22 protein-coding genes and 2 pseudogenes are annotated in these 26268 nt (G+C 72.8%); 5 read left to right on the forward strand and 19 right to left on the reverse strand.

The window, feature by feature from the left end:
• From ACVDFE_RS28690 to ACVDFE_RS28720, 7 genes are read right to left on the reverse strand one after another with little or no spacing between them, the layout of a single operon-like run.
• A complete protein-coding gene (locus tag ACVDFE_RS28690; RefSeq protein ID WP_360384307.1) occupies positions 1 to 387 on the reverse strand; it encodes an ATP-binding protein in 387 nt (128 codons plus the stop codon).
• Positions 384 to 1952 (reverse strand): SpoIIE family protein phosphatase, encoded by a 1569-nt coding sequence (locus ACVDFE_RS28695; RefSeq protein WP_458432592.1) that lies wholly within the window; start codon positions 1950 to 1952, stop codon positions 384 to 386. Before ACVDFE_RS28695 ends, ACVDFE_RS28690 begins: the two co-directional genes overlap by 4 nt.
• The gene (locus tag ACVDFE_RS28700) at positions 1949 to 3685 is read right to left on the reverse strand and encodes an ATP-binding protein (RefSeq protein ID WP_458432593.1); all 1737 of its coding nucleotides are present in this window, start codon (positions 3683 to 3685) and stop codon (positions 1949 to 1951) included. The genes ACVDFE_RS28695 and ACVDFE_RS28700 overlap by 4 nt, the downstream gene beginning before the upstream one ends.
• Entirely contained in the window at positions 3682 to 4710 is a 1029-nt protein-coding gene (locus ACVDFE_RS28705) for a SpoIIE family protein phosphatase (protein WP_458434414.1), read from the reverse strand. The genes ACVDFE_RS28700 and ACVDFE_RS28705 overlap by 4 nt, the downstream gene beginning before the upstream one ends.
• Positions 4707 to 5120: an ATP-binding protein gene (locus ACVDFE_RS28710; protein ID WP_360384313.1), complete on the reverse strand. Its 414-nt coding sequence runs from the start codon at positions 5118 to 5120 to the stop codon at positions 4707 to 4709. Before ACVDFE_RS28710 ends, ACVDFE_RS28705 begins: the two co-directional genes overlap by 4 nt.
• Positions 5120 to 5521 carry an STAS domain-containing protein gene (locus ACVDFE_RS28715; RefSeq protein ID WP_360384315.1) on the reverse strand — a complete coding sequence of 134 codons (402 nt, stop codon included), beginning with the start codon at positions 5519 to 5521 and terminating at the stop codon, positions 5120 to 5122. The genes ACVDFE_RS28710 and ACVDFE_RS28715 overlap by 1 nt, the downstream gene beginning before the upstream one ends.
• Positions 5521 to 6372 (reverse strand): STAS domain-containing protein, encoded by an 852-nt coding sequence (locus tag ACVDFE_RS28720; protein WP_360384317.1) that lies wholly within the window; start codon positions 6370 to 6372, stop codon positions 5521 to 5523. Before ACVDFE_RS28720 ends, ACVDFE_RS28715 begins: the two co-directional genes overlap by 1 nt.
• A 137-nt stretch (positions 6373 to 6509) precedes the next feature.
• On the opposite strand from ACVDFE_RS28720, the gene ACVDFE_RS28725 reads away from it, so the two are divergent.
• On the forward strand, positions 6510 to 6917 hold the full coding sequence (locus tag ACVDFE_RS28725; RefSeq protein WP_360384319.1) for an ATP-binding protein: 408 nt from the start codon (positions 6510 to 6512) through the stop codon (positions 6915 to 6917).
• Between the two features lie 29 nt (positions 6918 to 6946).
• Here the strand turns inward: ACVDFE_RS28725 and ACVDFE_RS28730 are convergent, their stop codons facing one another.
• Both ACVDFE_RS28730 and ACVDFE_RS28735 read right to left on the reverse strand, forming a co-directional pair.
• The gene (locus ACVDFE_RS28730; protein WP_360384321.1) at positions 6947 to 7336 is read right to left on the reverse strand and encodes an STAS domain-containing protein; all 390 of its coding nucleotides are present in this window, start codon (positions 7334 to 7336) and stop codon (positions 6947 to 6949) included.
• Between the two features lie 153 nt (positions 7337 to 7489).
• Positions 7490 to 9559 (reverse strand): FAD-binding oxidoreductase, encoded by a 2070-nt coding sequence (locus ACVDFE_RS28735; protein ID WP_458432594.1) that lies wholly within the window; start codon positions 9557 to 9559, stop codon positions 7490 to 7492.
• A 104-nt stretch (positions 9560 to 9663) separates the two neighbouring features.
• Between ACVDFE_RS28735 and ACVDFE_RS28740 the strand changes: the two genes are divergently transcribed.
• Complete coding sequence (locus ACVDFE_RS28740) at positions 9664 to 10236, forward strand: TetR/AcrR family transcriptional regulator (protein ID WP_458432595.1); 573 nt, start codon at positions 9664 to 9666, stop codon at positions 10234 to 10236.
• Between the two features lie 47 nt (positions 10237 to 10283).
• Here ACVDFE_RS28740 and ACVDFE_RS28745 read toward each other — a convergent pair whose 3' ends face one another.
• Both ACVDFE_RS28745 and ACVDFE_RS28750 read right to left on the reverse strand, forming a co-directional pair.
• Complete coding sequence (locus ACVDFE_RS28745) at positions 10284 to 12815, reverse strand: VIT domain-containing protein (protein WP_458432596.1); 2532 nt, start codon at positions 12813 to 12815, stop codon at positions 10284 to 10286.
• Positions 12812 to 13669, reverse strand: a complete 858-nt coding sequence (locus ACVDFE_RS28750) for a MerR family transcriptional regulator (RefSeq protein WP_458432597.1) — start codon at positions 13667 to 13669, stop codon at positions 12812 to 12814. Before ACVDFE_RS28750 ends, ACVDFE_RS28745 begins: the two co-directional genes overlap by 4 nt.
• A 373-nt stretch (positions 13670 to 14042) precedes the next feature.
• On the opposite strand from ACVDFE_RS28750, the pseudogene ACVDFE_RS28755 reads away from it, so the two are divergent.
• Together ACVDFE_RS28755 and ACVDFE_RS28760 are read left to right on the forward strand one after the other, a co-directional pair.
• A pseudogene (locus ACVDFE_RS28755) lies at positions 14043 to 14129 on the forward strand (GNAT family N-acetyltransferase); the annotation flags it as partial.
• A gap of 70 nt (positions 14130 to 14199) precedes the next feature.
• On the forward strand, positions 14200 to 14376 hold the full coding sequence (locus tag ACVDFE_RS28760) for a hypothetical protein (RefSeq protein ID WP_458432598.1): 177 nt from the start codon (positions 14200 to 14202) through the stop codon (positions 14374 to 14376).
• Positions 14377 to 14396: 20 nt separating this feature from the next.
• Here the strand turns inward: ACVDFE_RS28760 and ACVDFE_RS28765 are convergent, their stop codons facing one another.
• The 8 genes and pseudogenes from ACVDFE_RS28765 to ACVDFE_RS28800 form a co-directional block, all read right to left on the reverse strand.
• Complete coding sequence (locus ACVDFE_RS28765) at positions 14397 to 16004, reverse strand: cellulase family glycosylhydrolase (RefSeq protein WP_458432599.1); 1608 nt, start codon at positions 16002 to 16004, stop codon at positions 14397 to 14399.
• Positions 16005 to 16086: 82 nt separating this feature from the next.
• Positions 16087 to 16932: a LacI family DNA-binding transcriptional regulator gene (locus ACVDFE_RS28770; protein WP_458432600.1), complete on the reverse strand. Its 846-nt coding sequence runs from the start codon at positions 16930 to 16932 to the stop codon at positions 16087 to 16089.
• Positions 16932 to 19385 (reverse strand): glycoside hydrolase family 2 protein, encoded by a 2454-nt coding sequence (locus ACVDFE_RS28775; RefSeq protein WP_458434415.1) that lies wholly within the window; start codon positions 19383 to 19385, stop codon positions 16932 to 16934. The genes ACVDFE_RS28770 and ACVDFE_RS28775 overlap by 1 nt, the downstream gene beginning before the upstream one ends.
• Before the next feature lie 17 nt (positions 19386 to 19402).
• Complete coding sequence (locus tag ACVDFE_RS28780; protein ID WP_458434416.1) at positions 19403 to 19777, reverse strand: ABC transporter ATP-binding protein; 375 nt, start codon at positions 19775 to 19777, stop codon at positions 19403 to 19405.
• A gap of 76 nt (positions 19778 to 19853) precedes the next feature.
• Positions 19854 to 20285: pseudogene (locus ACVDFE_RS28785) on the reverse strand (ATP-binding cassette domain-containing protein); the annotation flags it as partial.
• Complete coding sequence (locus ACVDFE_RS28790; protein WP_458432601.1) at positions 20282 to 22030, reverse strand: dipeptide/oligopeptide/nickel ABC transporter permease/ATP-binding protein; 1749 nt, start codon at positions 22028 to 22030, stop codon at positions 20282 to 20284. The pseudogene ACVDFE_RS28785 and the gene ACVDFE_RS28790, both read right to left, overlap by 4 nt.
• 12 nt (positions 22031 to 22042) lie before the next feature.
• A complete protein-coding gene (locus tag ACVDFE_RS28795) occupies positions 22043 to 23032 on the reverse strand; it encodes an ABC transporter permease (protein WP_360384343.1) in 990 nt (329 codons plus the stop codon).
• The gene (locus tag ACVDFE_RS28800; protein WP_458432602.1) at positions 23032 to 24702 is read right to left on the reverse strand and encodes an ABC transporter substrate-binding protein; all 1671 of its coding nucleotides are present in this window, start codon (positions 24700 to 24702) and stop codon (positions 23032 to 23034) included. Before ACVDFE_RS28800 ends, ACVDFE_RS28795 begins: the two co-directional genes overlap by 1 nt.
• A 143-nt stretch (positions 24703 to 24845) precedes the next feature.
• On the opposite strand from ACVDFE_RS28800, the gene ACVDFE_RS28805 reads away from it, so the two are divergent.
• Entirely contained in the window at positions 24846 to 26132 is a 1287-nt protein-coding gene (locus ACVDFE_RS28805; RefSeq protein WP_458432603.1) for an ROK family transcriptional regulator, read from the forward strand.
• Positions 26133 to 26268 lie beyond the last annotated feature (136 nt).

A 26268-nucleotide genomic window follows, 5' to 3' on the forward strand; every position in this document is an offset into this window, starting at 1 on the left:
TCACTCCGGCGCGGCGCAGTCCACGAGCGCGAACACCGTCTTGCCGCCCTCGCGCGGGCGGTGACCCCACTGGCGGGAGATGCGGTCCACCACGACGATCCCGCGTCCGCGGTGCTCGCCCAGGCGGGAGCGTCCGTAGACCGGTTCGAACGGCGACTCGTCGTCCACCTCGACGGTGATCGAGCACGGGTCGGTCCGGTGCAGGATCCGCAGCCGGCCGGTGCCGGGGGTGTGGTCCAAGACGTTCGTGACGAGCTCGGTGACCACGAGCTGCACGTCGTAGAGGTGGTCCTCGTCGAGGACGTGCAGGGCGGCGGTGACCTCGCGCCGCAGCGCGGACAGCGCGAGACCGGGCGCGACGGGGAGGTCCACCACGAGTGCGGTCACGGGCACCGCCGCAGCAGCACCAGGGCGATGTCGTCCTGCTTGCCCTCGCCCAGCTCGGCCAGCAGCCGGTCGGCGAGCTCGTCCATGTCGGCGGTGTGCGACACGGCGGTGCGCAGCCGTTCCATGCCCTCGTCCAGGTCGACGCCGCGGCGTTCGACGAGGCCGTCGGTGGTCAGCAGCACGAGGGTGGCGCGCGGCAGCGGCAGCTCGGTGGCCTCCGGCCGCTCCAGCCCGACGCCCAGCAACGGGCCCCTGACGTCGGCGTACCGGGCGCCCTGGTCGTCGACCAGCAGCGGCGGCACGTGGCCAGCGTTCGCGACGGCCATGGTCCCCTCCTCGAGGTCCACCAGCAGCAGGCACATGGTCGTGAGACCGCCGGAGGGGTGGAAGCGTTCCAGCAGGGTGTCGACCCGGCGCAGGATCTCGGCCGGCCGGTGCCCCTCCACGGCGTAGGCGCGCAGCGTGTGCCGCACCTCGGCCATCACCGTCGCGGCCTGGATCGAGTGCCCGCACACGTCGCCGATGGCGATCAGCATCCGGCCGTCGATCTCGACCACGTCGTAGAAGTCACCGCCGATCTCGGCGTTGCTCGACGCGGGCAGGTACCTGGCCGTCATCGGCAGCTCGGGGTGCTGCGGCAGCACCCGCGGCAACAGGCTGCGCTGCAACGTGAGCGCGAGCGAGTGCTCCTCGGCGAAGGTGTGCAGCCCCTCCGCGGCCAGCGCGGTGGCCTGTGCCAGCTGCCGCAGCAGGTTGCGGTCGGCGTCGTCCACGACGGACTCCGGCGGCACCGCGATGCAGATCGGCGGCCGGCGCGGCTTGGTGCGGGCCAGCGCCGCCGTCACCGGGGCACCTGGCCGCCACGGCACGTCGCGGGCCTCGGCCAGCGTCACGCCGACGCCGGTGCCCAGTGCCGACGTCCACCGCTCGACGTCGGCGATGTCGGGCCGCGGCAGGACCTCCGGCTGGCTGGCCCGTGCCGTGGCCACGGAGACCTCGCCGGAGGGGGCGGTCAGGACCGCGCTCGCCTCGGCGTCGAGCACCTCGGCCGCACCGACCGCCGCGGCCTCGGCCAGCGCGTCGAACGTCGGCGCCGCGTTGATCGCGAACGTGGCGGTGGTGAGCCGGGTGAGCCGGGCGGCGAGGTGCTCGGCCAGCGCGCGGGCCCGGTGGTAGCGCAGGGCGGCCTCGACGTTGGCGAGCAGCTCGCCGGGGTCGAGCGGTTCGGTCAGGTAGGCGTCCGCGCCGCGGGTCAGGCCGGTGACCTTGTCCTCGGGCTCGATGTAGGTCGCCGAGAGCATCACGACCGGGATCGAGCTCGTCCGGGGGTCGGCCTTGATCCGCTCGGTGACGTCGTAGCCGCTCATGTCCGGCAGGTGCACGTCGAGCAGGACCAGGTCGAACAACCCGTCGTCCAGCTCGGTCAGCGCCTGCGCCGCCGTGGCCGCCTCGACGACGGTGTGCCCGCTGCGGCGCAGCCAGCTGCACGCGATGAACCGGCTGGCCTCCAGGTCGTCGACCACGAGGACCCTGGCCGGCCCACCGCCCATGGCCGTCGGGTTCATCGGTCCTCCGTTCTGCGCGCCGTGAGCTGGGCGTCCCTGACCGCCCTGCCCACCGTTTCCGGGGAGATCCGCTCCTCGTGCAGCATCACCGCACCGAGGCCGTGCACGCTGCGGGCGAGACCGCCGGGGTCGTCGCCGCACACGATCACGACCGGCACGCACCGGAGGTCGGGGTCCAGCCGCAGCACCGACAGCACCGCGCTGCCGCTCATCAGCGGCGCGCTGGCGTTCACGAGCACCAGGTCGGGCTGCCGGGCCTTGGCGAGGTTCAGCGCGGACCGGCCGTCCGAGGCCTCGACCACCTCGGCCGCGATGCCCGCCAGCGCGTCCCGCAGCTGCCGGCGGGCCTTCTCGTCGCCGTCCGCGACCAGCGCGCACGCCACCGGGGCCGGCTGGACGAGCTCGTCCTTCGCGGTCGGCAGGGTCAGCACGACCTCGGTGCCGACACCGGGCGTGCTGGTCAGCGCCAGCGTGCCGCCGAGCAGCTCCGCGAGCTTGCGGGCGTAGGACAGGCCGAGGCCGGTGCCGCTCACGCCCGCCTGCAGCGCGTTCGGCACTTGGTAGAACTCCTCGAACACCCGGTCCTGCTCCTCGACCGGGATGCCGATGCCGGTGTCGGCGACCACGAACCGGACCTCGTCGGGACCGGGTCCCGGCTCGGCGGTGAAGCGGATCTCGCCGCGCGGGGTGAACTTCACCGCGTTCGACAGCACGTTGCGCAGGATCCGCACGAGCATCGTCTCGTCGGTCACCAGCGACGGCAGCTCCGGCATCGGTTCGACCACCAGGCTCACGTCGCCGGAGCGCAGCAACGGCCGCACCGCCGAACGCAGCTGGGTGAGCACGTAGTCGAGCGCGACCGGCGCCGGCCGCGGCTGCAGGCTGCCCGACTCGGCCTTCGCGGTGTCGAGCAGCTCGTTGACCAGCGCGAGCAGGGTGGCCGCCGACTCGTTGATCAGGTCCACGTGGTGGCGCTGGTCCTCGGTCATCGGGTCACCGCCGGGTGCGTTGAGCAGGCGGGTCAGGCCGACCACGGAGTTGATCGGCGCGCGCAGCTCGTGGCTGATGTTCGACCAGAACCGGATGCGGGCGGCAGCCGCGTCGCGCAGCTCGGCGGACTTGGCGTCGAGCTCGGCGTAGAGGGCGACCACGCCCTGGTTGGTCTGCTCCAGCTCGTCGGAGAGCTCCTGGTAGAGCGCCACGACGCCGCGGTTGGTCTCCTCCAGCTCGGCGTTGACCCGTTCCAGCTCTTTGCTCTTGGCCTCCAGGTGCTCCAGCGTCTCCAGCAGCTCCTGGTTCTGCGCGCGCAGCTCGTCCAGCGCGCTGGCACCGGCGGTCTCGCGCAGGTCCCGCAGCAGGCGCTCGTCGAGCACGACCGCGTGGTGCACGTTCTTCGCGAGCATCACGCCGGTGGGGCTCACCTGCAGCTCGTCCATCAGCCTGCGCGCGGTGTCCCAGCCCGGTCCCGCGTCGCTGACACCCGCGCCGCCGGCCTGCCAGGTCAGCTCGACCAGCAGCACCGGCACCGGGTCGCGGCGCAGCCGGAAGACCGCGGTCGCGGCCACGTCCTGGCGCACCAGCTCCCGGCCGACGTCGCTGAGCGCGGTGGCCAGCCGGACCTGGTTCTGCCCGTCGAGCCCGGCGGCGGCCGCGACCTGGCGGCCGCGCTGACGCAGCAGGAACACGTCCCGCTCGTCGCCGACCACGAGGCGCAGCAACTCGGTCGTGGTCATGCCGGTCTGGCCACGAGAACGCAGGCGTCGTCCTTGCGCACACCGGCCTCGCGCAGCAGGGTCGCGGCGATCAGCACCGGCGGGTCGGTGGTGAGGTCGCTGCCGTGGCCGGGGCCCCAGCGCTCGGTCAGGCCGTCGGAGTGCAGCACCACCACCGCCCCTTCCGGCAGCGGGTAGTCGAACGCCCTGATCGTGCGGGCGTGGTGGCCGGCGACACCGGGCACCGAGATCATGCCCTGCTTGCGGTCGGGCGTGAGGACCGCGGCGGCGATGTTGCCCAGCCCGGAGAACCGCACTGTCCGCGCGACGAGGTCGACGTCGGCGACCGCCACCGCGCCACCGCGGGTGCCCCGCAACGCGGCGTGCAGCCGGGTGACCACCTGTTCGGGCGGCATGTGCGGGAGGTCGCGGAAGAGCCGCACGGCGGCGTCGGAGGCCGCTGCCGCCAGCGGGCCGTGTCCGGACCCGTCGCACATCAGCAGCGTCAGCCGACCGGCGCGCCGGCACACCGCGTAGGCGTCACCGCAGACGTCCTCGCCGCCGATCGGCCTCGTCAGGCCGGCCGCGCTCTCCGCGCCCCACTCGGGTGCCCAGTCGGCGGAAGGGGCGAACCGGGCGACCAGTGCGGTGCCCAGGCCGACGCGGGAGGTCATGGCGCAGGTGGTCGCGAGCCTCGCCACGGCGCCCAGCCCGACACCGAGGGTGCCGGTCGTGGACTGGCCGTCCTGCCAGGCGAGCGCGATGTCGCTGATGCCCGGTCCGCGGTCCACGGCGACGACCTCGACGGCCGCGTCCCGTTCGCCGCGCACCGACCGGATCACGACGACGCCCTGCCGGGCGTGCTTGTGCAGGTTCGACCCGATCTCGGTGACCGCGAGCCCGATCTCGGCGATGCGGGTCGCCCCGAAGCCGAGCCGTTCGGCCAGCGCGGTCGCGGTGCGGCGCGCCCTGCCGACCTGGGCGGTCTCCTCGACCGGCAGCCAGGCCTCGTCCCGCACGTGCGGGAGGCAGTCCGCCGCGGTCATCTCTTCCACTTGACCACCGTCACGACCGTGCCCCTGCCGACCTCGGTGTCGAGGTCGAACTGGTCCACCAGGCGGCGGGCGCCGCTCAGGCCGAGTCCGAGGCCGCTGCCGCTGCTCCAGCCGTCGGCCAGTGCGAGCGTGAGGTCCGGGATGCCCGGGCCCTCGTCGTGGAACGACGCGCGCACGCCGAGCCGGCGCCCGTCGTCGACCTCCTCGACCCTGGCGAAGCCACCGCCGCCGTAGATCAGCGTGTTGCGGGCCAGCTCGCTGGCCGCGGTGACGAGCTTCGTCTGGTCGACCAGCGAGAGCTTGGTCTGCTGCGCGTACGCGCGCACCAGCTGGCGCACGCGGACGACGTCGTCGTCACCGCTGATGGCGACCTCTTCCGGCCCGCCGGACCGGGGCGGCATCAGTCGTCCCGCTCGAAGTCGGAGTGCGCGACCACACCCCGGCGCTGCCGGCCGAGCTGTCCCAGGATCTTCATGCCGCGTTCGAGGTCGAGCGCGGTGCGCACGCCGCCGAGCGTGAGCCCCAGCTCCACGAGCGTGATCGCCACGGCCGGGCGCATGCCGACCACGACGGTGTCGGCGTCGAACAGCCGGGAGATGGACGCGATCGTGGCGAACATCCGGCCGATGAACGAGTCGACGATCTCGACGGCGGAGATGTCGATGACGACGCCGTGGGCGCCGGTCGAGCTGATCTTCTCGGCCAGGTCCTCCTGCAGCGCGAGCACGCTCTGGTCCTGCAGGTCGATCTGGATGGAGACCAGCAGGACGCCGCCGATCTTCAGGATCGGGACGCGTTCCATCAGCCGACCTCGCGGCGCACGACGTCGACGCCCTCACGACGCAGGGCGTGCCGCAGGGCGTCGGCGAGCGAGGCCTTGGTGACGATGTCGCCGAACTCGATGCCCAGTGCGACGATCGTCTGCGCGATCTGGGGGCGGATGCCGGACACGATGCACTCCGCGCCCATCAGCCGGGCCGCGACCACGGTCTTGAGCAGGTGCTGCGCGACCTGCGTGTCGACGGCGAACACGCCGGTGATGTCGATGATCGCGTGCTCGGAGCCGGTCTCGACCAGCATCTCCAGCAGCTTCTCCATCACCACCTGGGTGCGCGCGGAGTCCAGCGTGCCCACCAGCGGCACGGCGAGGACGCCCTCCCAGATCTTGACGACCGGCGTGGTCAGCTCGAGCAGCTGCTCGGACTGCTCGCGGATGATCTCCTCGCGCGCCCGCGCGTACGACTCGAACGTCAGCAGGCCGAGCGCGTCCAGCAGGCCGGAGAACGCCATGACCTGGCGGTGGATCTCCGGGTCCTCGTCGTTCTCCACCAGGGAGAACACCTCGCGCTTGAGGGAGAACACGCTCGACGCGGTCTCCGACGGCGTGAAGCCCGCGCGCACCCTGGACCGCGAGTACTCCTCCAGCTGAGCCTTGATCTCGCCGAACTCCGGCCCGCTCACGTTCCTGCCGTCGTTGCCGACCAGGGGCAGCAGTGCCGCGAAGAACTCGCGGAAGTCGGTCTCCAGCTCCGCCCGCGTCGACCGCCCGCGCAGCAGGGCCGCCACGGCGCCCACCCACTTGTCGATCAAGGGGTCGGCGTTGGTCCGCAGCAGCTCCGTCAAGCGCGGGGCGTGTCCTGCGTCTGCAGTCACTCATGCCTCCTCAGGCGGTGGTACAACCCTGCAGACAGTAGTCGTGGGCGCGGTCGGACCTTCAGGTGGTCGCTGCGTTTAGGGTGCTCCCGCCCGAGGTAAGTCACCCCTGCACAACTTGGACAGAGAGGCACCCCTTGACGACCGGCGGCGACCCTCCTCATACCCCGCACGTCCTGGAGCTGAACGGTGATGTGGCCGACATCCCCGGGGTCCGGCGGTGGGCGGAGTCCGCGTTGCCCGGACTGCACGAGGACGACCTGCTCGACGTGCAGCTGGTCGTGACCGAGCTCGTCTCCAACGTGTACGACCACGGCCGGTTCCCGGCGCGCCTGCGGCTGCACCGCCGCGGCGGTGACGACGGCGTGGAGGTCGTGGTGGAGGACGCCTCGACGACGCCGCCCCAGCTCAGGCCGTCCTCACCCGACTCGGTACGGGGCCGCGGGCTCGTGCTCGTGGACCAGCTGTCCGCGAAGTGGGGTGTGCTGTCGCGGAACGCCGGCAAGACCGTGTGGGCGGTCGTGCCGTGCCCGGAGACCTGCTGAACCCCGCTGGAAGATCGTCGGGAGAACGCTCAGACGCGGCGTTGCCGGGGCAGCGTCCCCAGACCGGACAGGGCCTCCGCCAGGTTCGGGTGCACCGTCAGCAGCACGTTGACACCGGACAGCTCCAGCGGGCGCAGCACGGTCTTGCTCGCCGCGACGACCCGGAACGGCACCTTCGCCCGCTGGGCCTCCCGCCGGACGGCGACGACCATGTTGATGCCCGCGGAGCCGAAGAAGCTCACCCCGCCGAGGTCCAGGACCAGACCGGTGGGCGCACCGCGCACGGCCTCGACGGCCTGGTTGAGGGCGGGGTCGTCGGTCATCCGGTCGATCTCGCCGGACACGACGACGACGGCTATCCCGTGGTGGTGGACTGTGCGGGCGGTCTGCACGACCGCGCCGCCGGCTTGCTGGCTCATCGCCCGCGCTCCCATCGGCAAACCGTGCGAAGCGCCGACTGCAGCAGCCCAACCCGGAGAACCTGTAGATGACCTCACAATGAGTGAATCGGTTTTCAGGTGCTCCAGTCCACGCTATGCCTCTTCGGACCGGGACACAACCTCACCCCGTGATCACCGCTCGATGCGCACCGTGACATCCGTGAGCGGTGCGCTGGTACAGGTCAGGACCCGGCCGGTGGCCTTCTGCTCCGCGGTCAGGCAACCGGTTTCCTGCCGGGACACCTCGCCGCCGACCAGCTGCGCCACGCACTCGCCGCAGCTGCCGACCGTGCAGGAGTACGGCAGGGGCAGGCCGGCCGCGAGCCCGGCGTCGAGCAGCGTCTGGCCCGGTTCGGCGACCGCGGTGCCGAGCCCCTCGACGACCACCCGTTGCGGCGTCGCCGATCCCGGTGTCCTGACCGGTCCGCTGGTGTAGCGCTCCTGGTGGACGTGCTCAGGCGGCACGTCGAGCGCCTGGCGCACCACGTCCATGAACGCCTCCGGGCCACACAGGTAGTACCGCGCGTCCGGCGACGGCGCGAGACTCCCGACCCACCGCCGGACACCGGGGCCGTCGAGACGTCCGGCGCGGGCGGTCACCACGTGCGTGACGGCGAGCCGGCCGGGGTGGCGCTCCCCCAGTTCGGCGAGCTCGGCGGCGAAGATCGCCTCCTCCTCGCTGCGGTCGCAGTGCAGCAGGGCGATCCGGGGTCCGGCCGGCTCGGCGAGCAGCGCGCGGACCATGCTCATCACCGGTGTGATGCCGCTCCCGGCCGTGATCGCCACGACCTCGTGCCCCTGGACGAGCCGGAAGGAACCGGACGGGCCGCGCACGGCCACCCGGTCGCCGACGGCGAGGCGCTCGTGGACGTGCGCCGAGAACCGGCCGCCCGCCACCCGCTTGACGGTGAGTTCCAACCGGGTGGTGCCGGGCGCGGAGGACGCCGAGTAGGGCCGGCGCACCTGCTCGCCGTCGAGGTCGGCGACGAGCGTGAAGAACTGGCCCGGCCGGAAGTCGAACGGCGCGCCGTCGGCCAGCACGACCGTGACCGCACAGGGGGTCTCCGCGCGCACCTCGACGACCCCGACCTCGCGCAGCGGGTCCGGTGCGGGCGCGGCGGTACCGGCAGGGGCGATCGCGTAGCCCTCCTTGCGCAGGCCGGAGCGGTAGGCGAGGTCCAGCACCGGTCGCAGCCACCTGGCCGGTACCAGGCCCGCCACCCTCAGCAGTGCACGGCGCGGCCGGCTCGCGGTGTTGGCGGTGAGGTGCCCGCTCGCCAGCGCGATCAGGTCGGGGGTGTCGTCGACCGGCGCCGAGGTCCAGAGGCGGGCGCGGGTCACGGCGTCGCTCGTGCTCAGCTCCGCGGCCTCGACGTGGACGAGCAGCGCCGCGTGCGGCGGAACTCCCTTCAACGCCAGCGGTTCCAGCACGGCCGGGTCGACGGTGATCACAGCGCGGCCGCGCCCGTGCAGGACGCCGGTGCGGCCGGGGACGAGTGCGGCGAACGAGAGGCGGTCGTCCTCCAGCAGGTTGTGCAGGGTGTCCGCGCGCCGGTTGCCCCTGCGGTCGGCGATCACGAGCGTGTGGCCGTCCAGTACACGTGCGACCGGTCCGGCCTCCCCGCGCGGGCTCGTGTCGGCACCACCCTTCGAGTCCCATGTGGACAGTGCGAGGAACGGTGCCGCGGCGAGGAAGTCGGCCACGCCGGGCGCGGCCAGCGGGCCCTCACCGACCTGCGCGGCGGCGGGTCCGGCCGGTACCGGCGGCTGCCACAGGCCGGACCGCAGCACGGACTGGGCGCAGTGCACGTAGACCTGCTCGACGTCGAACACGACCTCGCCGGTGCCGGACGCGGTCCCGTTGACCCGCAGCGTCTCCCCCACGCCCGGCAGCAGGAACACCAGCGACGCCGGTCCGGCGGCGGTGCCGTCGAGGGCGAAGGTGAGCCGGGTCGGTGACAGGAGGCGCGCGAAACCCGGCCGGCCGCCGACGACAGCGGTCCGGCTCGTGCCGTCGGCGGCGCGGTGGCCGAAGCCCGCGATCGGACTGCGCGCGAGCACGGCCGCGCAGCCCTCGTCGAGCGCGCCGACCTGCTTCAGCACGATCATCGACGCGGGCCGCCCGACGACGGCCTCCACCTCGGCCGCCGTCCGCAACCGATGGGCGTTCTCGATCACCACGGGCTCGTTTTCCCAGCTCATAACACTATTGTGAGGTTTTGCTCAGCTCTTGGGTACTCGCTTTTGGAAGGACCGCCGTGCCGTCACCGGACGATCGTCTCGCCCCACGTCGCCGACCGCGTCAGGTGCGCGCGGAGCTCACCCGCGACCGGATCCTGACGGCGGCTGCTCACGTTTTCGTCGAGCACGGGTACGCCGCGGGCACCACCAACCGCATCGCCGAGCACGCCCGCGTCTCGATCGGCTCGCTGTACCAGTACTTCCCGAACAAGGACGCGGTCCTGGCCGCTCTGCTGGTGCGGCACGTCGACCGCGGCCGGTGGGCGCAGGCCGAACAGCTCGACCTCGCCCCCGGCTCGCTGGCGCAGACGGTGCGGGCGCTGGTCCGCGACGCGATCGACAACCACGACGAGGACCCGCGGCTGCTGCGGATCATGATCCAGGAGGCGCAGCACTCCCGGGAGCTGACCGAGGCCGTGGCCCGGCACGGCGAGCAGCGGGTCGCCCAGGTCCGCGACCTGTTCGCCCGCCACCCCGACGTCGGCGTGGCCGACCTCGACACCGCGGCGGAGCTCATCGTGTTCACCGTCGAGGTGAACACGCACCGGCTCATGGCCTTTCCGCGGAACACCACCGTCGAGAAGTTCGAGAACGAGCTCGTCGGGATGGTGACGCGCTACCTGCGCGGCGACCGCTGAACCGCCGTCGGGTCACCGGTCGCGGCGCAGGTGGCGCGCTGGCCCGCTCAGCGCCAGAACGACCGGCGGCGCTCCTTCGCCTCCTGCTGGGCGAACTGGCGCAGCAGTTCCCGCGCGCGGGCCCAGAGCCGGTCGACGTCACCGCCCGCGGTGAGCTCGTCCTGCAAGCGCCGCAACGGTTCGAACGCCTGCCCCTGCTCACCGGCGATCAACGTGCCGAGCCGGCTGGCGAGGTCGGCGAGCAGGTCGCGGCGTTCCCACTCCGGCAGACCGGTGGCCTGGTCCAGGCGGTCGGCTTCCAGCGCGGCGATCTCGCGCAGTTCGGCCGTGGCGTCCCGGGGCGGTGCCGGACGGGCCGAGATCCGGGCTCGACCGCGGGTGGGCGGTGGCACCGGGGCTCCGGGCGGGACCGGGGCTCCAGGCGGCACCGGAGGGCTTTGCGGTGCTGGAGGTGCGGGCGGCTTCGGGGCGTCGGGCGGGGCGGGTGCGCCGGGCGGAACCGGTGCACCGGCCGGAGTCGGAGCGCCGAACGGGATAGGTGCCCCCGGCGGGACCGGGGCGCCGTCCGGCGCGGGCGCGCCGGCCGACCGGGCGGGAGCGGCGGGCATCGGTGCGGGCGGCATCGGCGCGCCCGCCATCGGTGCGGCCAACGGGAACGGCGCCGGTCCGGCGAAACCCACCGCCCCACCGCCATAACCACCGCCGTATCCGCCACCGGTGCGCGGCATGGGCGGCGGCGCGGCGTCCCAGCCCGACGGCAGCTCGACCGGCTGCACCACGCGGTGCACCTCGCCGTCGCCCACGACCCGTTCGTCCACCGCCACGAACGCGGTGAACCGGCACAGCACCCCGAACCGCAACGAGGTCCGCACGATCTCCGCTTCCACGGCGCGCTCGCCGGTCGCGTAGCGGTCTTCGAGGTCGCGCAACGCGGCACGGGCCCACTGCGACCGGACCGCGGGCTCGGTGTGCTCCAGGACGGGCACCGCCTCCTCCCAGGCGCCACCCTCGCGGGTGCGGCCGCGGACGGTGAACGACTCCGGCGCGGCACCCCGGTACCGGCCGAACGCCACCAGCGGCACGCCGGGGTAGATCGCGGTGGGCAGCTTCGGCAGGTCGGACGACGGTGTCACGACCACGTCGGTGACCACCGGCGCGCCGATGCGGCGCTGGATGTGCGTCATCGCCTCGTCGAGCCGGTCCTCGCTCTCGACGAGCTCGCACCGCCCGGCGCCGCGCGCGGCCAGGCGGCCGAGGAAGCCCGCGTTGACGGCGGAGTCGATGCCGACGGCGTGCACCCGCGTGCGGCCGAGGACCGGTGCGATGTCGCGCAGCAGCTGGTCCTCGTTGCCGACCTGGCCGTCCGTGACGAGCACGAGCACCGGGTCGCGGTCCGCCTCGGCCTGCGCGAGCAGGGTCAGCCCGTCGCGCACCGGCTGGAACATCTCGGTGCCGCCGCGCGCCTGCACCTTCGCCAGGTGCTCGACCGCGCGGAACCGGTGGCGGTCGGTACCCGCGACCAGGCCGGTGCCGAGCTCGGCGGGGTGTTCCACGCGGTCGTCGAACGTGAGCACCGCGAACCTGTCGTCCGCCGTCAACGTGTCGACGATCCGCGCCGCCGCACGCCGTGCCGCGACCATCTTCCAGCCCGACATGCTGCCGGACCGGTCGAGCAGCAGCACGACGTCACGCGGCCGCACCGCCGCCCGCGGCTGCGGTGGCAGGACCGTGAGCTGGTAGGTGCCCTCCTCGCCGTCGGCGTCAGGCACGCACACCACCGCGGAGCTGGTGCCCGTGTAAGCCAGCCGCAGCACGAAGTCGCGGTCGACGCGTTCACCGGGAACGACCGTGACGGTGTTGCCCTCGGCGGTGACGGCGTGCAGGCTCGACCGCACCTCCCCGAGCTCCAGCCCGGCCGGGTCGACCTGCACGCTGATGCCCAGGCGCACCGGGTTCGGGAAGCCGGGCAGCAGCACCGGCGGCGTGATCCGGGAGGCGTCGGGCACGAGGTCGGTGTCCTGCGCGTGCCCGTCCCCGACCGACGGACCGTCGAGCGGCGCACCCGGCACGTACCGCGGCGCCACGACGAGCGGGAACCGGAACGTGGCCGCGCCGTCCTCGAACACCAGCGGCCCGACGACGCTCAGCTCGACGGTGACCCGTTCGCCCGCGGGGATGTTGCCCACCCGCATGGTGAACACGTCCGGCCGTTCCTCCTCCACAATGGACGCTCTTCGCCCCGCCGCGATCGCCTGGTCATAGGCCTCGCGTGCCTGACCGCGCTCTTGCAGGTCGGCCACGACGGTCCGGTCGCCTGCGGTCATCTTCATGCCGGTGACGGCGGCGCGGTCGGGCAACGGGAAGACGTAGGTGGCTTCGAGAGCGGTGTCGTGCGTGTTCACGAACCCGGTCGTGAACACCACGCGACCCAGGAGCCCGGTGACCACCGCCCGCACGTCGACGCTCTCCAACGGCAGGTTGCCGCGCTCGGTGAGCAGCGCGCCGACCCCCGCGTCCTCGGTCGTCCGGCCGACGCGGTCCACCTCGGCCGGCTGCAACGGGGTGACGGTGATGGTCATGGCGTTTCCCTTTCGTCGGTGAGCAGGCCGCGGGCGGCGAGCAGGTCGAGCAGTGGCCGCGCGGCGGCCGCGATGTCGGCGAGGTCGGCGGGGGTCGGGGTGCCGGGGGTGAGGAGGACGGCGCCGCCGGTGAGGGGGATGCCGGTGAGGAGTGCGGGTGGTGCCGGTGCGTCGGGGGCGGGCGGGGCGGGTGGGCCGGATCGGGCGGCGGGTTCGGGCGGGCTCGGTGGTGTGGCGGGTACGGGCGGAGGAACGGCACCCGCGGGCGGCACGGGCGAGGGCTGCGGCACGGCACCCGCAGGCGGCATGGGCGACGGCGGCGGCGCAGCACCCGCAGGCGGCGCGGGCGCGGACGGCGGCACGACACCTGCGGGCGGCGCAGCCAGCGGTGCGACCGCTGGCCAAGGCGTGCCCGCTAGTGGCGGCGGTGGCGTGGGCGGTGCGGGCAGCGGCGGTGGCGCGGGTGGTGCCGGTGGTGCTGCCGGCGCGGCCCAGAACCGCGGCCGCACCTCCCCTGCCGGCGCCTCCTCCGCCACCTCCAGCAACCCGTCGGGCACGCGGGCGATCGCCAGCAGCGCTTGGTCGGTCGCACCGGCGAGCTCGGCCTGGATGTCGGCCAGCGTCCTCCCCTCCGACTGCAGCCTCTTGACCGCCACCAGCTGGAGCAGGTGGCGCCGGTCGTACAGCGCGGTGCGGCCGCGCATCGCCGAGGGCCGGTCGACCAGCCCCGTCGTCGCGTACCAGCGGACCGCCCGCCGGTCGGGCACGTCGCGGACCCGGCCGTTGGGCGCGCCCTGGTACTCCGCCGTCAGCGCGGCGGAGACACGTTCCAGCAGCTCGTCAAGCGTCCACACCCCATGATAGTGACACTGTCACGATGACAGTGTCAATGAAAAAACCTGATGAGGTCCACCCGGCGTGGCCGGGTAGGGTTCCGCGCGTCGCGCAACGGACGGAGACCCCTGGGTGAGCACGGAAGAGGCCAGCCTCAGCACCGGCCACGAGGCCGCATCGGGCCAGCTCAGGACCCGGAAGGCGCAGGTTCTGACCGCAGCCGTTCCCGCGCAGGTCGCCGACATCACCGCCCTCGTCAACCGCGTCTACGCCGAGGCGGAGGCCGGGTTGTGGCGCGACGGCGCCACCCGCACCAGCGAGGCCGAGGTCGCGGGGCTCGTCGAGGCCGGACAGGTGGTGGTCGCGCTGCACGAGGACCGCGTGATCGGCGCGGTGCGGCTGCGGCAGCTCGACGACCGCACCGGCGAGTTCGGCATGCTCGTCGCCGCGCCGGAGGTGCGCGGCACCGGGCTCGGCCGTGACCTCGTCGCCCACGCCGAGGAGTGGGCGCGGGACGAGGGCCTCTCCCGCATGCAGCTGGAGCTTCCTGGTGCCGCAGAACTGGCAGCACCCGGTGAAGGAGTTCCTGCGGAGCTGGTACACCCGCATGGGCTACGAGGTCGTGCACAGGGGCGACCTGGCCGACGACCACCCGCACCTGGTGCCGGAACTGGCCTGCCCGTGCGACTTCCTGGTCTTCCACCGGGAGCTCGTGCCGGGCACCTGAGGGCGCCCGGCACGATCCGCTCACACCACCGAGCAGGCCGCCCCGTTCAGCGTGAACGCGCCCGGCACCGAGTTGGACCCGGTCCACGTGCCGGTGAACCCGAGGCTCACCGACCCGCCGCCGGGGATCGCCGCGTTGTAGGAGGCGTTGGTCGCGGTCACCGCCGCACCGGACTGGGCGGCGACGGCGTTCCACATCTGGGTCACCGTCTGGCCGTTGCCGAACGTCCAGCGCAGCGCCCAGCCGTTCACGGCGGCCGTGCCGGTGTTCTGCACCTTCACCTCGCCCTGGAACCCGCTCTGCCACTGGCCGGTCACGCGGTACGCGACCGCGCACGAGCCGGTGGGCGCGGTGCCGGTGGTGAACGTCGTGACCGGCGACCGGGACGAACGGTTGCCGGCCGCGTCAAGGGCGTAGACCGCGATCGCGTAGGCCGTGGCGGGCGTGAGGCCGGTCAGCGTCGCCGACGGGCCGGTGGTGGACGTCAACGGGGACTCGGTGCCGTCGACGACGCGCACGACCTGGTAGGAGGTGACGCCGACCGCGTCGGTCGACGCCGCCCACGCCAGTGCCGCACCGGTTCCGGTGACGTCGGAGGCCGCGGGGGCGCCGGGGGTCGTGGGTGCCGTGGTGTCCTGGCCGCCGCCGCCGAACACCGCCGCCTCCCGCGAGGTCGCCGCGATCCCGCCCGCGCCGGTGAAGATCCGCTGGCCCCAGGCGGTGAGCCGGGAGGCGTCGAAGTCGGTGGCCATGTCGAGGTACTCGACGCCGCCGCCGTTGCCGCTCCACGACCAGCCGAGGTACCCCAGGCGCTGGGACTGGGTGTAGGAGAAGATCGTGTTCTCGTCCGGGTCGCCGTCGGAGTGGTTGTGGCCGAACTCCCCCACCACGATCGGCAGCCCGGCGGCCACGAAGCGGCCCAGGTAGTCGGTGATCTCGGCCGCCGTGTCGAACACGCCGTACATGTGGACGGAGAACACGGTGTTGCGCTGCGGGTCGGCGGCGAAGACCGACGCCGCGTTGTCCCTCATCGTGAACGACCAGTCCTGGCCCCAGTTCGGTGCGTCCACCATGATCGTGTGGGTGAACCCGGCGGCGCGCAGCCGGCTGATCGCGGACTTCGTGTCGGCGGTCCAGCCGGAGGCACCGGTGTTGCCCCACGGCTCGTTGCCGATGTTGAGGATGACGTAGGCCTCCTGGCCGGTCATCGCGCTCTGCACGCTGATCCAGTAGTCGACGGCCTTGGCGAGGCTCACGGCACCGCTCTGCTCGCCGTAGCCGGTGGTGTCGTGCACCTCCAGCACGCAGATGAGCCGGTTGGCCTTGCACTGGCCGATGACGTTCGCGACGTCGGCCGCGTCGTTGCGGGTCCACCGGTCGCCGCTGGAGAGCACGACGCGAACGGTGTTGGAGCGCAACGCCTTCAGGTCGGCGAGCGCCCGCGTGGTGCGCGAGGTGTACCAGGTGTGCGCGTGGTTCACCCCGCGCATGACGAACTCCGCGCCGGTGGCGTCGTACAGGCGGCCACCGCTGACGTGGAAGCCGGTGGCGGCCTGCGCGACCGCGGGTGTGGTGAGCAGGGACAGGCCGACGAGCACTGTGCTCATCAGCGACAACAGTCGTTTCACGGTGCGGTCCTCTCTTGCGGTCCGACTGGGAGCGCTCCCAGAAATGGGCGCGCCGAAACAACCCGTGCAGGGCGACGGGAGATCAGTGAGCGGCCGCCGAGCTGTCGCGCGGGACGAGCACGGCGGTGGGCGACCAGCGCGGGGTGACCGGGCCGCCGCCGATCAGCTCCAGCACCGACTCCGCGACCGAGACGCCGAACTGGTGCACGTCGACGCTCATCGTGGTGAGCGCGGGCGTCGCGAGCCGGCACAGCGTGGAGTCGTCCCAGGCGACCAGGCTCAGCTCGCCGGGCACCGCGACGCCCAGCTCCTTCGCGGTGGTCAGCCCGGCGACGGCCATCACGTCGTTGTCGTAGAGGATCGCGGTCGGCGGCTCCTGCCGGTTCAGCAGCGCCGCGGTCAGCTTGGCGCCCGCCTCCTCGGAGTAGTCGCCCTCCACGATCACCGGGACGAGACCGGCCGCGCGGCAGCCGTCGACCAGCGCCGTCGTCCTGGCCGCGGTGTGCAGCAGGCCGGCGGGACCGGTGATCCGGGCGATCCGGGTGTGGCCGAGCGCGAGCAGGTGGGCGAGCACCTGCTCGATCGGGCCGGCGTCGTCGGTGCGCACGGCGGGTGCGGCGAGCTCCGGCGCCGGTTCGCCGACGACCACGGTCGGCAGCCCGATCTCCCGCAGCACGGCGGGTCTGGGGTCGACGACGGTCCGGTTCACCAGCAGCACGGCGTCGACCAGGCCACCGCTCGCCCACCGGCGGTAGGCGGTGATCTCGGCGTCGTGCGCGGGCACGACGTGCAGCAGCAACGACAGGTCGTGCGGCGTGAGGCGTTCCTCGATGCCCGCGATGAACTCCATGAAGAACGGCTCGGTGCCGAGCAGCCGGGCCGGGCGGGCGAGCACCAGCCCGACCGCACCCGAGGACGGGGTGCCCATCAGGCCCCCGCCCGGCCGAGGTCGTTGGCGCAGCGCAGCACCGCGGGACCGGTCAGCGCGTCCGGGTCGGGCAGCCGGACCGCGGTCCGCACCACGAACGAGCGCGTCTCCCCGGCGAGCATCGGCACCAGCATCTCCTCCACGACGGCGTCCGGGGCGACCCGGTCGGCCAGCAGCACCACGTCCCCGGCGTAGGAACGGGCGCGCACGTCGACACGGTATCCGCCCTCGACCGCCACCACCTCCGCGGTGAGCGGTGCCGGGTCGAGGTCGAGGTCCACGTCCTCGGCGAACGGCCGCACGACCCGTTCGGCGTCGGCGGTCGCCACGAGCACCTCCCGCGCCGGATCTCCCGGCACCACAACGGAATCGGGCAGCTCGACCGCCGCGGCGGACCGGGCGGCGACGGCGAACGGCAGCGACACCTTCTCCAGCACCGCTCCCCCGACCGCCTGCCGCTCCACCCGCAGCTCACCGCTCCACGGCTCGTCGTGGTCGTTCACCACGACCAGCGCCGACCGGCCGTCGCGGGGCTGCACGGTGAGCAATCGCGGCGCGAACGCCCTCCGCAACGCGTACCAGAGCGGTTTGCGGCGCTCCCCGCTGTCGACCGCGGCCCACGACGTGGCGGGCCAGCAGTCGTTGAGCTGCCACACCAGCGCACCGGCCGTGCGCGGCCACCACGACCGGAAGTGCTCGATCCCGAACGCCACCGCGCGGGCCTGGTTGAGCTGCGTGGCCCAGTGCCAGTCCGCGAACTCCTCGGGCACCGGCAGGTGCGGCGCGAGACCGCGGTCCAGCTTGCCGTTGCCGTCCTCCGCCTTCTGGTGCGCGAGGAACGCGGGCGAGGTGGGCGTCAGCGGTTCGTCGTGGACCCAGCGGGTCAGCGTCGTCCACGTCGGCGGTCCCTGGAAGCCGAACTCCGAGCAGAACCGCGGCACGTGGTCGCGGTAGCGGGTGTAGTCGACCCGGTTCCACACCTCCCACTCGTGCCGGGTGCCGTGGTCGGCGTCGTTGGGGTGGCGCTCACCGGGGCTGTGCGGGCTGCCGGGTGAGTAGTGCCGGGTCGGGTCGAGCTCGGCGACGACCGCGGGCAGCAGCTCGGTGTAGTAGCGCAGGCCCCAGGTCCGGCCGCCGAGCTGCTCCGGCCAGCCCCAGTCGGCGAAACCCCACTGGTTCTCGTTGTTGCCGTTCCACAGCGCGAGCGACGGGCGCCCGGCCAGCCGCGCGACCTGCTCGCGCGCCTCGGCCTCCACCTCGCTCCACAGCGGCTCCTCCTCCGGGTAGGCGCCGCAGGCGAACAGGAAGTCCTGCCACACCAGCACACCGCGCTCGTCGCAGACGTCGTAGAAGTCGTCGGACTCGTAGATGCCGCCACCCCAGACCCGCAGCATGTTCAGGTTCGCCTCGACGGCCTGGTCCACCCGGCGCGCGAGCCGGTCGCGGGTGACGCGGGTGAGGAAGTGGTCGTCGGGAATCCAGTTGGCGCCCTTGGCGAACACCCGCCGGCCGTTGACGACGAACGTGAACGGCGTGCCCACCTCGTCCGGTTCGACGTCCACGGTGACCGTGCGGAACCCGACCCGGTGGTGCGCCCCGTCGAGGAGCCCGTCCGGGCCCAGCAGCGACACGGTCATGTCGTAGCGCGGCTGCTCGCCGTACCCGACCGGCCACCACAGCTCGGCGTCCGGCACCAGCGCGGTGACCACGCCCCGGTCGCCCTCGCAGTCCGCCTCGAACGTCTCGCCGTTCACCTCGACGCGCAGCCGCAGGGGCCGCGGTGCCGCGGGGTCCGCGTGCTCGGCGTCGGCGTGCACCTCGACCCGGCCGGTGCCGTCGGCGTCGACCGTCACGAGTGGACGGACCGAGGCCAGCCGCGCGGTTTGCCAGCGCTCCAGCCGCACCGGCTTCCAGATGCCCGCGGTCTGCAGGTCCGGTCCCCAGTCCCAGCCGAAGGAGCAGGCCATCTTGCGGATCATGTTGAACGGGTGCGGGTAGGCGTGGTCGCGCCGTCCCAGCCGGCCCTCCACCTCCTGCGCCCGCGTCAGCGCGGAGGAGAACGTCACCACCAGCTCGTTGGTGCCGTCGGCGAGGAACGGCCGCACGTCGAACCGGTGCGTGCGGTGCATGTTCGCGGCGGTGCCGACCAGGACGCCGTTGAGCTGCACAGCGGCGATCGTGTCGAGGCCCTCGAACACCAGGTCGGCGCGTTCGCCGGCGACGGCCGACGCCTCGAACTCGGTGTCGTAGCGCCATTCTGTGCGGTGCATCCACCGCAGCGACTCCTCGGCGCGGTCGAGGAACGGGTCCTCGATCAGCCCGGCGGCGAGCAGGTCGAGGTGCGTGCTGCCGGGCACGGCGGCCGGCACCCGCACGCCCCGCAACGAGTCGGGCGCGGGTCCCGCGACCACGCTCAGCTGCCACCCGTCGTGCAACGTCTGGCGCTCCATCATGTCCCCATTCCCCAGCGTCAGCCGGAAACCGGTGCCGCGTCGGCCCATTGCCCGGTGTGGTGGTCGTACGCCGCGGCCGCACCCGCCCGCGCCACGACGTCGCGGCGCACGTCGAGCACGCGGCCGCGGGCGTCGGGGTTCGGCGAGGCGGCGGCGAGCAGCTTCGTGTACGGGTGGTGGGCGTCGAGGATGACCGCGTCGGACGGTCCCCGTTCCACCACCCGGCCGCGGTGCAGCACGAGGATCTCGTCGGAGAAGTGCCGGGCCGTCGCGAGGTCGTGCGTGATGTAGAGGACGGCCAGCCGTTCCTCGGCCTGCAAGCGTGCCAGCAGCCTCAGGACGCCGAGCCGGATCGACACGTCGAGCATGGACACCGGTTCGTCGGCCACCACGACCTGAGCTTCCCGGTGCGAGGGCGCGGGCGATCGCGACGCGTTGCCGCTGGCCGCCGGACAGCTCGTGCGGCCGGCGCCGGGCGAAGTCGCGCGGCAGGGTCACGCGGTCGAGCAGCTCCCGTGCCAGCTCCACCGCCTCGCCCTGGTCGCGGGCCTTGCCGTGCAGCAGCAGCGGGCGGGTCAGGTGGTGCTCGACGGTGTGGAACGGGTTGAGCGAGGCGAACGGGTCCTGGAACACCATCTGCACCCGGTTGCGGTACTCCCGGTCCGGCACCGGCGCGCCGGTCGGTCCGGTGACGGTGATGGTGCCGCCGCTGGGTTTCTCGAGCCGCGCGATCATCCGCGCGATCGTCGACTTGCCCGAGCCGGACTCGCCGACGAGCGCCACGGTGCGACCGGGGTCGAGGGTGAACGAGACCCGGTCGACCGCGCGGAACGACGTGCGTCGCAGCCCGGTCCGCACCGGGAAGTCCTTCACGAGCTCGTCAGCGCGCAGGGTGGTCATCGCAGCGCCCCTTCCCGGCCGAACGCGCCGCGTTCGCCCTCCAGGCTCGGGAACGACCCGAGCAGCTCGCGGGTGTACGGGTGGGTGGCGGCCCGGTGGACCTGCTCGGCGGTGCCGTGCTCCACGACCCGGCCGCCCCGCATCACGGCCACCCGGTCGCTGATCTCCAGCAGCAGCGGCAGGTCGTGGGTGATCAGCACGACCGCGAACCCGAGCTCGTCGCGGAACCGCAGGATCTCCTGGAGGATGCCGCGCTGCACCACCACGTCGAGCGCCGTCGTCGGTTCGTCCATGATCATGACCTGCGGTTCGAGCAGCAGCGCCATCGCGATCATCACGCGCTGCCGCATGCCACCGGACAGCTCGTGCGCGAACGACCCCGGCCGGCGCGGGTCGACCCCGACCAGCTCCAGCACCTCGGCGCACCGCTGCCGCCGGTCCTCCCTCGCCATGGCGGGCCGGTGGGTGGTGAGCACGTCGTCGAGCTGCGCGCCGATGGTGGTCACCGGGTTCAGCGCGTTCATCGCGCCCTGGAACACCATGGACAGCTTGGTCCAGCGGAACGCCCGCAGCTCCTCCGGTCCCAGCGCCAGCACGTCCACGTCGGTGCCGTCGGCGTCGTGGAACACGACCGAGCCGGACGTCACCTGCGCGGGCGGGCGGTGCAGCCGGTTGACCGCGTGGGCCAGCGTGGTCTTGCCGCACCCGGACTCCCCCGCGATGCCGAGCACCTCGCCGCGCCGCAGCGTGAAAGACACGTCGTCCACCGCGAGCACCGGCTCGGCGCCCTGGTACACGACGGAGAGGTCCCGCACCGTCAGCACCGCGTCCACGTCCGGCCGTTCGACGGCCTCGGCCCGCGGCACCACGGCGTCGGGCGCACGGCGCGGTTCGCTGCGCAGCTTCGGGTTGATGATCTCGTCGATGCTGAAGTTCACCAGCGCGAGCCCGCACCCGAACAACGCGATCACCAGCCCCGGCGGGACGAACCACCACCACGCGTCGAGTTGCAGCGCGAACCCGTTCTGCGCGTAGAACAGCATCGTGCCGAGCGTGAGCGAGTTCGACGCGCCCAGGCCGAGGAACGACAGCCCGGCCTCGCCGAGGATCGCCGCGATGACCGCGAACACGAACTGCGAGGCCACCAGCGGCAGCAGGTTCGGCAGGATCTCCACGGTGATCACCCGCCACGGCTTCTCGCCCGCGACCCGCGCCGCCGCCACGTAGTCGCGGTTGCGCACCGACAGCGTCTGCGCGCGCAGCACCCGTGCCGAGGCCGCCCAGCCGGTCAGCGCCAGCACCACCGCGATCGTCCACGCGCCGCGCTGGTCGGCCGGCACGAACCCGGCCACGACGATCACCAGCGGCAGGCCGGGGATCACCAGCACCACGTTGGAGAACAACGAGAACAGCTCGTCGGTGACACCGCCGGCGTACGCGCCGATCACGCCGAAGAACGCGGACAGCGCGGTGGCGAGCACGCCCACCAGCAGCCCGATCCGCAACGACCCGCGGGTGGCGTGCGTGAGCTGGGCCAGCACGTCCTCCCCGGTCTGCGTGGTGCCCAGCAGGTGCTCGCCGCCGGGCGGGGTCAGGCCGATGTCGCGCACCGCGTTCGGGTCGCCGGTCAGCAACGGCCCCACCAGGCCGAACAACGTGATGACCGCGATCAGGCCGAGGCCGAAGCCGAGCTTCGGCGACCAGCGCGGCAACAGCGCGCCCCAGCCCGTGCCGGAGTTGCCCATGGTCCGCTCCTCTCAGCCGGTCGCGCGGGTGCGCGGGTCGACGATCGCGTGCAGCAGGTCGACCGCGAGGTTGGCCCCGAGCACCGCGGTGGTGATCACCAGGAAGATCCCCTGCATGAGCGCGTAGTCGTTGTTCTGCACCGCTTGCAGCAGCCGGCCGCCGATGCCGGGGTAGGAGAAGACCTGCTCGGTGACGATCGAGCCGGCCACCACGAACCCGAGCGAGATGGCGAACCCGGCCACCGACGGCAGCACGGCGTTGCGCGCGGCGTAGCGGATCATGACCCGGCTGTCGCGCAGTCCCTTGGCGCGGGCGGTGAGCACGTAGTCCTCGGACATCGCCGACACCATCATGTTGCGCATGCCCAGCAGCCAGCCGCCGACCGACGAGATCACGATCGTCAGCGCGGGCAGCGTGCCGTGGTAGAGCGCGGAGCCGATGAACTCGGCGTTCCAGCCCGGCGACAGGACCACGTCGTAGCCGCCGAGCAACGGGAACCAGCCCAGCGCCGACGACAGCAGTGCCACGAGCAGCAGTGCGAGCCAGAAGTACGGCACCGCGGCGAGGACGGTCGTCGAGGGCACCAGCGTGTCGAGCCAGGTGCCGCGCCGCCAGCCGACCACGGCACCGAGTGCGACGCCGAGCAGGAACGACACCAGCGTCGCGATGCCGACCAGCACGATCGTCCACCACAGCGACGCCGTGATCACCTCCGACACCGGCGCCGGGAACGCGCTGACCGAGACGCCGAGGTCGCCGCGGGCGAGGTTGCCCAGGTAGGAGAAGTACTCGCCGAGCACCGACCGGTCGCCGCCGGTGCCGAGCAGCAGCTCGTAGGAGCGGCGCACGGCCGGGTCGACCGAGCCGCCGCGCTGCTGCAGCCGGGCGATCAGCACGTCGACCGGGTTGCCCGGCATGAGCCGCGGGATCACGAAGTTCAGCGTCACCGCCGCCCACAGCGCGACCAGGTAGAAGGCGATCTTGCGCGCGTAGTACCGCATCAGCTGCCCGCGGGCTTGAGCTTCATGAGGACCTCGGAGCTCTCCGGCCGCGACCAGACGGCGGGGAACGCGTAGAGGTCGTCGGTGGTGGGCCAGCCGGTGAACTTCTTCGCGTTGTACTCGCTCGTCGTGCCGCCGGTGAGCACCGGGATGTACGGCATGACCTCCTCCACCCGCTGCTGGATCACGTCGAAGTGCGGCTTGCGGGCCGCGGCGTCCTCCGGGTTGATCCGCTTGAGCGCGGCGAGTGCGGCGTCGACCTGCGGGTCCTTCATGCGGCCGAAGTTCGGGTTCGCGGCCTGCCCGACCGGTGCGGTGGTGTAGCCGGCGAAGAAGTAGCTGAACGTGTAGTACGGGTCGGCCGCCGGGCCCTGGTAGACCGAGTCGATCAGCAGCTCGTACCCGCCCTGGCTGCGCGCGTCGGCCCACTCGTTCCACGACAGCTGCTGCGGCGTGACCTTGATGCCCGCCTGCTGGAGCTGCTGGGCCAGGGTGTTCACGGCGGTGATGTAGTCGGTCCACCCGGTCACCACCTTGACGGTGAGCGACAACGGCTTGCCGTCCTTGGCGTAGATGCCGTCGGCGCCCTTGCGGTACCCGGCGGCCTCCAGCAGCTGGGCCGCCTTCGCGGTGTCCGGGCTCATCGCAGCGGACTTCTCCTCGAGCGTGCCCGCGATGTACGGCTCGTCGCGCTGGAGCAGGGCGAACCCGGGCGAGATCGGGCTGCCGGTGTCCTGGAACGCGAGCGCGTTGAGCTGTGAGCGGTTCATGGCGTGGTGGATCGCCTTGCGCACGGCGGGGTCGGTCTGCGGGCCGGTGCAGCCGAGCTCGGCGCTGGAGCAGGTGAACAGCGCGATCTGGTTCTGCGGCACGGTGACCGCGCGGTAGCCGGGGTAGGTCTTCTCGACGTTCTTGATGTCGGGCACCGGACCGGTCTGCCAGTCGACCTTGCCGGCCTTGAGCGCGTCGGCACCGCCCTGGTTGCCCGCGAGCGACAGGTAGCGGACCTTCTTCACCGCGGGCTCGCCGCCGTGGTAGCCGGGGTTGGCCTTGAGCGTGATCGCCTGCGGCTTGAACTCCTCCAGCTGGAACGGCCCGGTGCCGACCGGGTTCTTCACCGGGTCGGTCGCCGGGGTGGCGAGGTCCTTCCAGAGGTGTTCGGGCACGATCCACAGCCGGCCGAGCACCTGCGGGCCCTCCATGAACGACGGCTCGTCGAACTTCACCACCACGTGGGTGTCGTCGACCGCGGTCGTCGTGCCCTTGAAGCCGGTCGAGTTCATCGTGCCGTTCTTGCGCACCATGTCGAAGGTGAAGACGACGTCGCGGGCGGTGAACTCCTGCCCGTCGGACCACTTCACGTCGTCGCGCAGGACGACCGACAGCTCGGTGCCGTCGGCGTTCCAGGAGAACTCCCTGCCCAGCCGGGGCCGGGGCTTGGCGTCGCGCTGCATGGCGTTGAAGAAGAACAGCGGCTCGAAGATGGTGCCGATGCCCTCGTTCGCCGTGGGCGAGTAGGGGTTGAAGTTGCCCTGGTAGTCACCGTTCTGGCCGGTGAAGGCGACCAGCGTGGCCGCGTCGGCCGAGCTCCCGCCGGACGGTCCGCAGGCGGTGGCCGTCAGGGCTAACGCCGCGACCGCGGCGGCGACGCGCAGGGACTTCGGGTTCATCGTGGATCCTCTCGCAGGCCTTCAGTGGGCTGGATCACACCAACGGAGGACATTCTTAAGTAACTTAAGAAAGTAAGTCAACATCCGCGCGTAGCACCGCCGTTACTCCGACGGCTAACCTTCGTGCGGCGAGAGGAGGCCCCGTGAGCGGCCCTGTCCGGGGCACCCCCCACGCGAGCAGCAAGGCAGCGGTGCTGGACGTCATCCGCGCCGCGGGCACGATCAGCCGCGTCGGCCTGATCAACGCCACCGGCCTCACCGGCGCCACGATCTCGACCGCCGTCCGCAAGCTCCTCGACGAGGGCCTGGTCGCCGAGACCGGCCACGCCGAGTCCACCGGCGGCAAGCGCAGGGTGCTGCTGCAGCTCAACCCGACGTCCCGGTTCGCGCTGGGCGTGCACCTCGACCACAGCGGCATCACCTACGTGCTGACCGACCTGGCCGGCGGCGTGGTCGCGCGGATCACCAAACCCGGCGCGGGCACCCGGGCACCGGCCGAGGTCGTCGACCGCATGGCGGCCGAGGCGAAGACCCTGATCGCGAGCATCGGCGTCGACCACGACCGGGTCCTGGGCCTGGGTCTCGTCTCCCCCGGCCCGCTGGGCGCCAGGACCACGGCGGCCATCGCCCCGCCCGTGATGCGCCGCTGGGCGGGCTACCCGGTCGACCGCGAGCTCGCCGCCGCCGCGGGCCTGCCGGTGGTGGTCGACAACGACGCCACCGCCGCGGCGCTGGGCGAGCACTGGTCGCGCGGCATGGGCAGCGCCTCCACCTCGGCCGCGCTCTACATGGGCACCGGCATCGGCGCCGGCCTGGTGATCGGCGGCATCACCTACCGCGGGACCAGCGGCAACGCCGGGGAGATCGGGCACGTGTGCCTGGACGTGGACGGGCCGGAGTGCTGGTGCGGCGCGCGGGGGTGCGTGGAGGTGCTCGCCGGGCCTGAGGCCGTGGTGGCCGCGGCGCGGGCCGATCGGGCCCTGGCGGAACGGATCGGACTGGCCGGCGATCCCGGCGCGGACGGCGACCGGACGCCGGCTTCTCCCGCAGCCGGCTTCGCGGCCGTCGGCCGTGCGGCCCGGCGTGGCGACCCCGCCGCCCTCGCCCTGCTCGAACGCTCCGCCCGCTACATCGCCGTGGCCGCGCGGACGCTGGCCAACGTCATGGACGTCGAGTTCGTCGTGCTCACCGGCCCGAGCTTCGCCATCGCGGGCTCGGTGTACCTGCCGGTCGTGCGCGAGGAGCTGGCCAGGAGCTTCTACTCGCGCGGCGCGCACCCCGTGGACGTCCGCCTCTCCCACACCGCGGCCACCGCGCCCGCGATCGGCGCCGCGGCCATGGTGCTGCAGTCCGAGCTGGTGCCGTTGCACGCGCCCCAGCGACTGCCGGAGGACCTCGCAGAGCCGGGGCTCGTGACCGTCCGCCCCTGAGGGGCCGGGCAATTCACGCGACCGGTTGATTCCGTGCGAGGGCGCATAAGTTTCCGCGATTCATCTGCACGCAACTTCCGGTCTCACGAGCTGGGAATTCACCATTCGAAAAAGTGTTAACCGTTGCGCCATCCGA

The organism is Lentzea chajnantorensis (assembly GCF_054300775.1).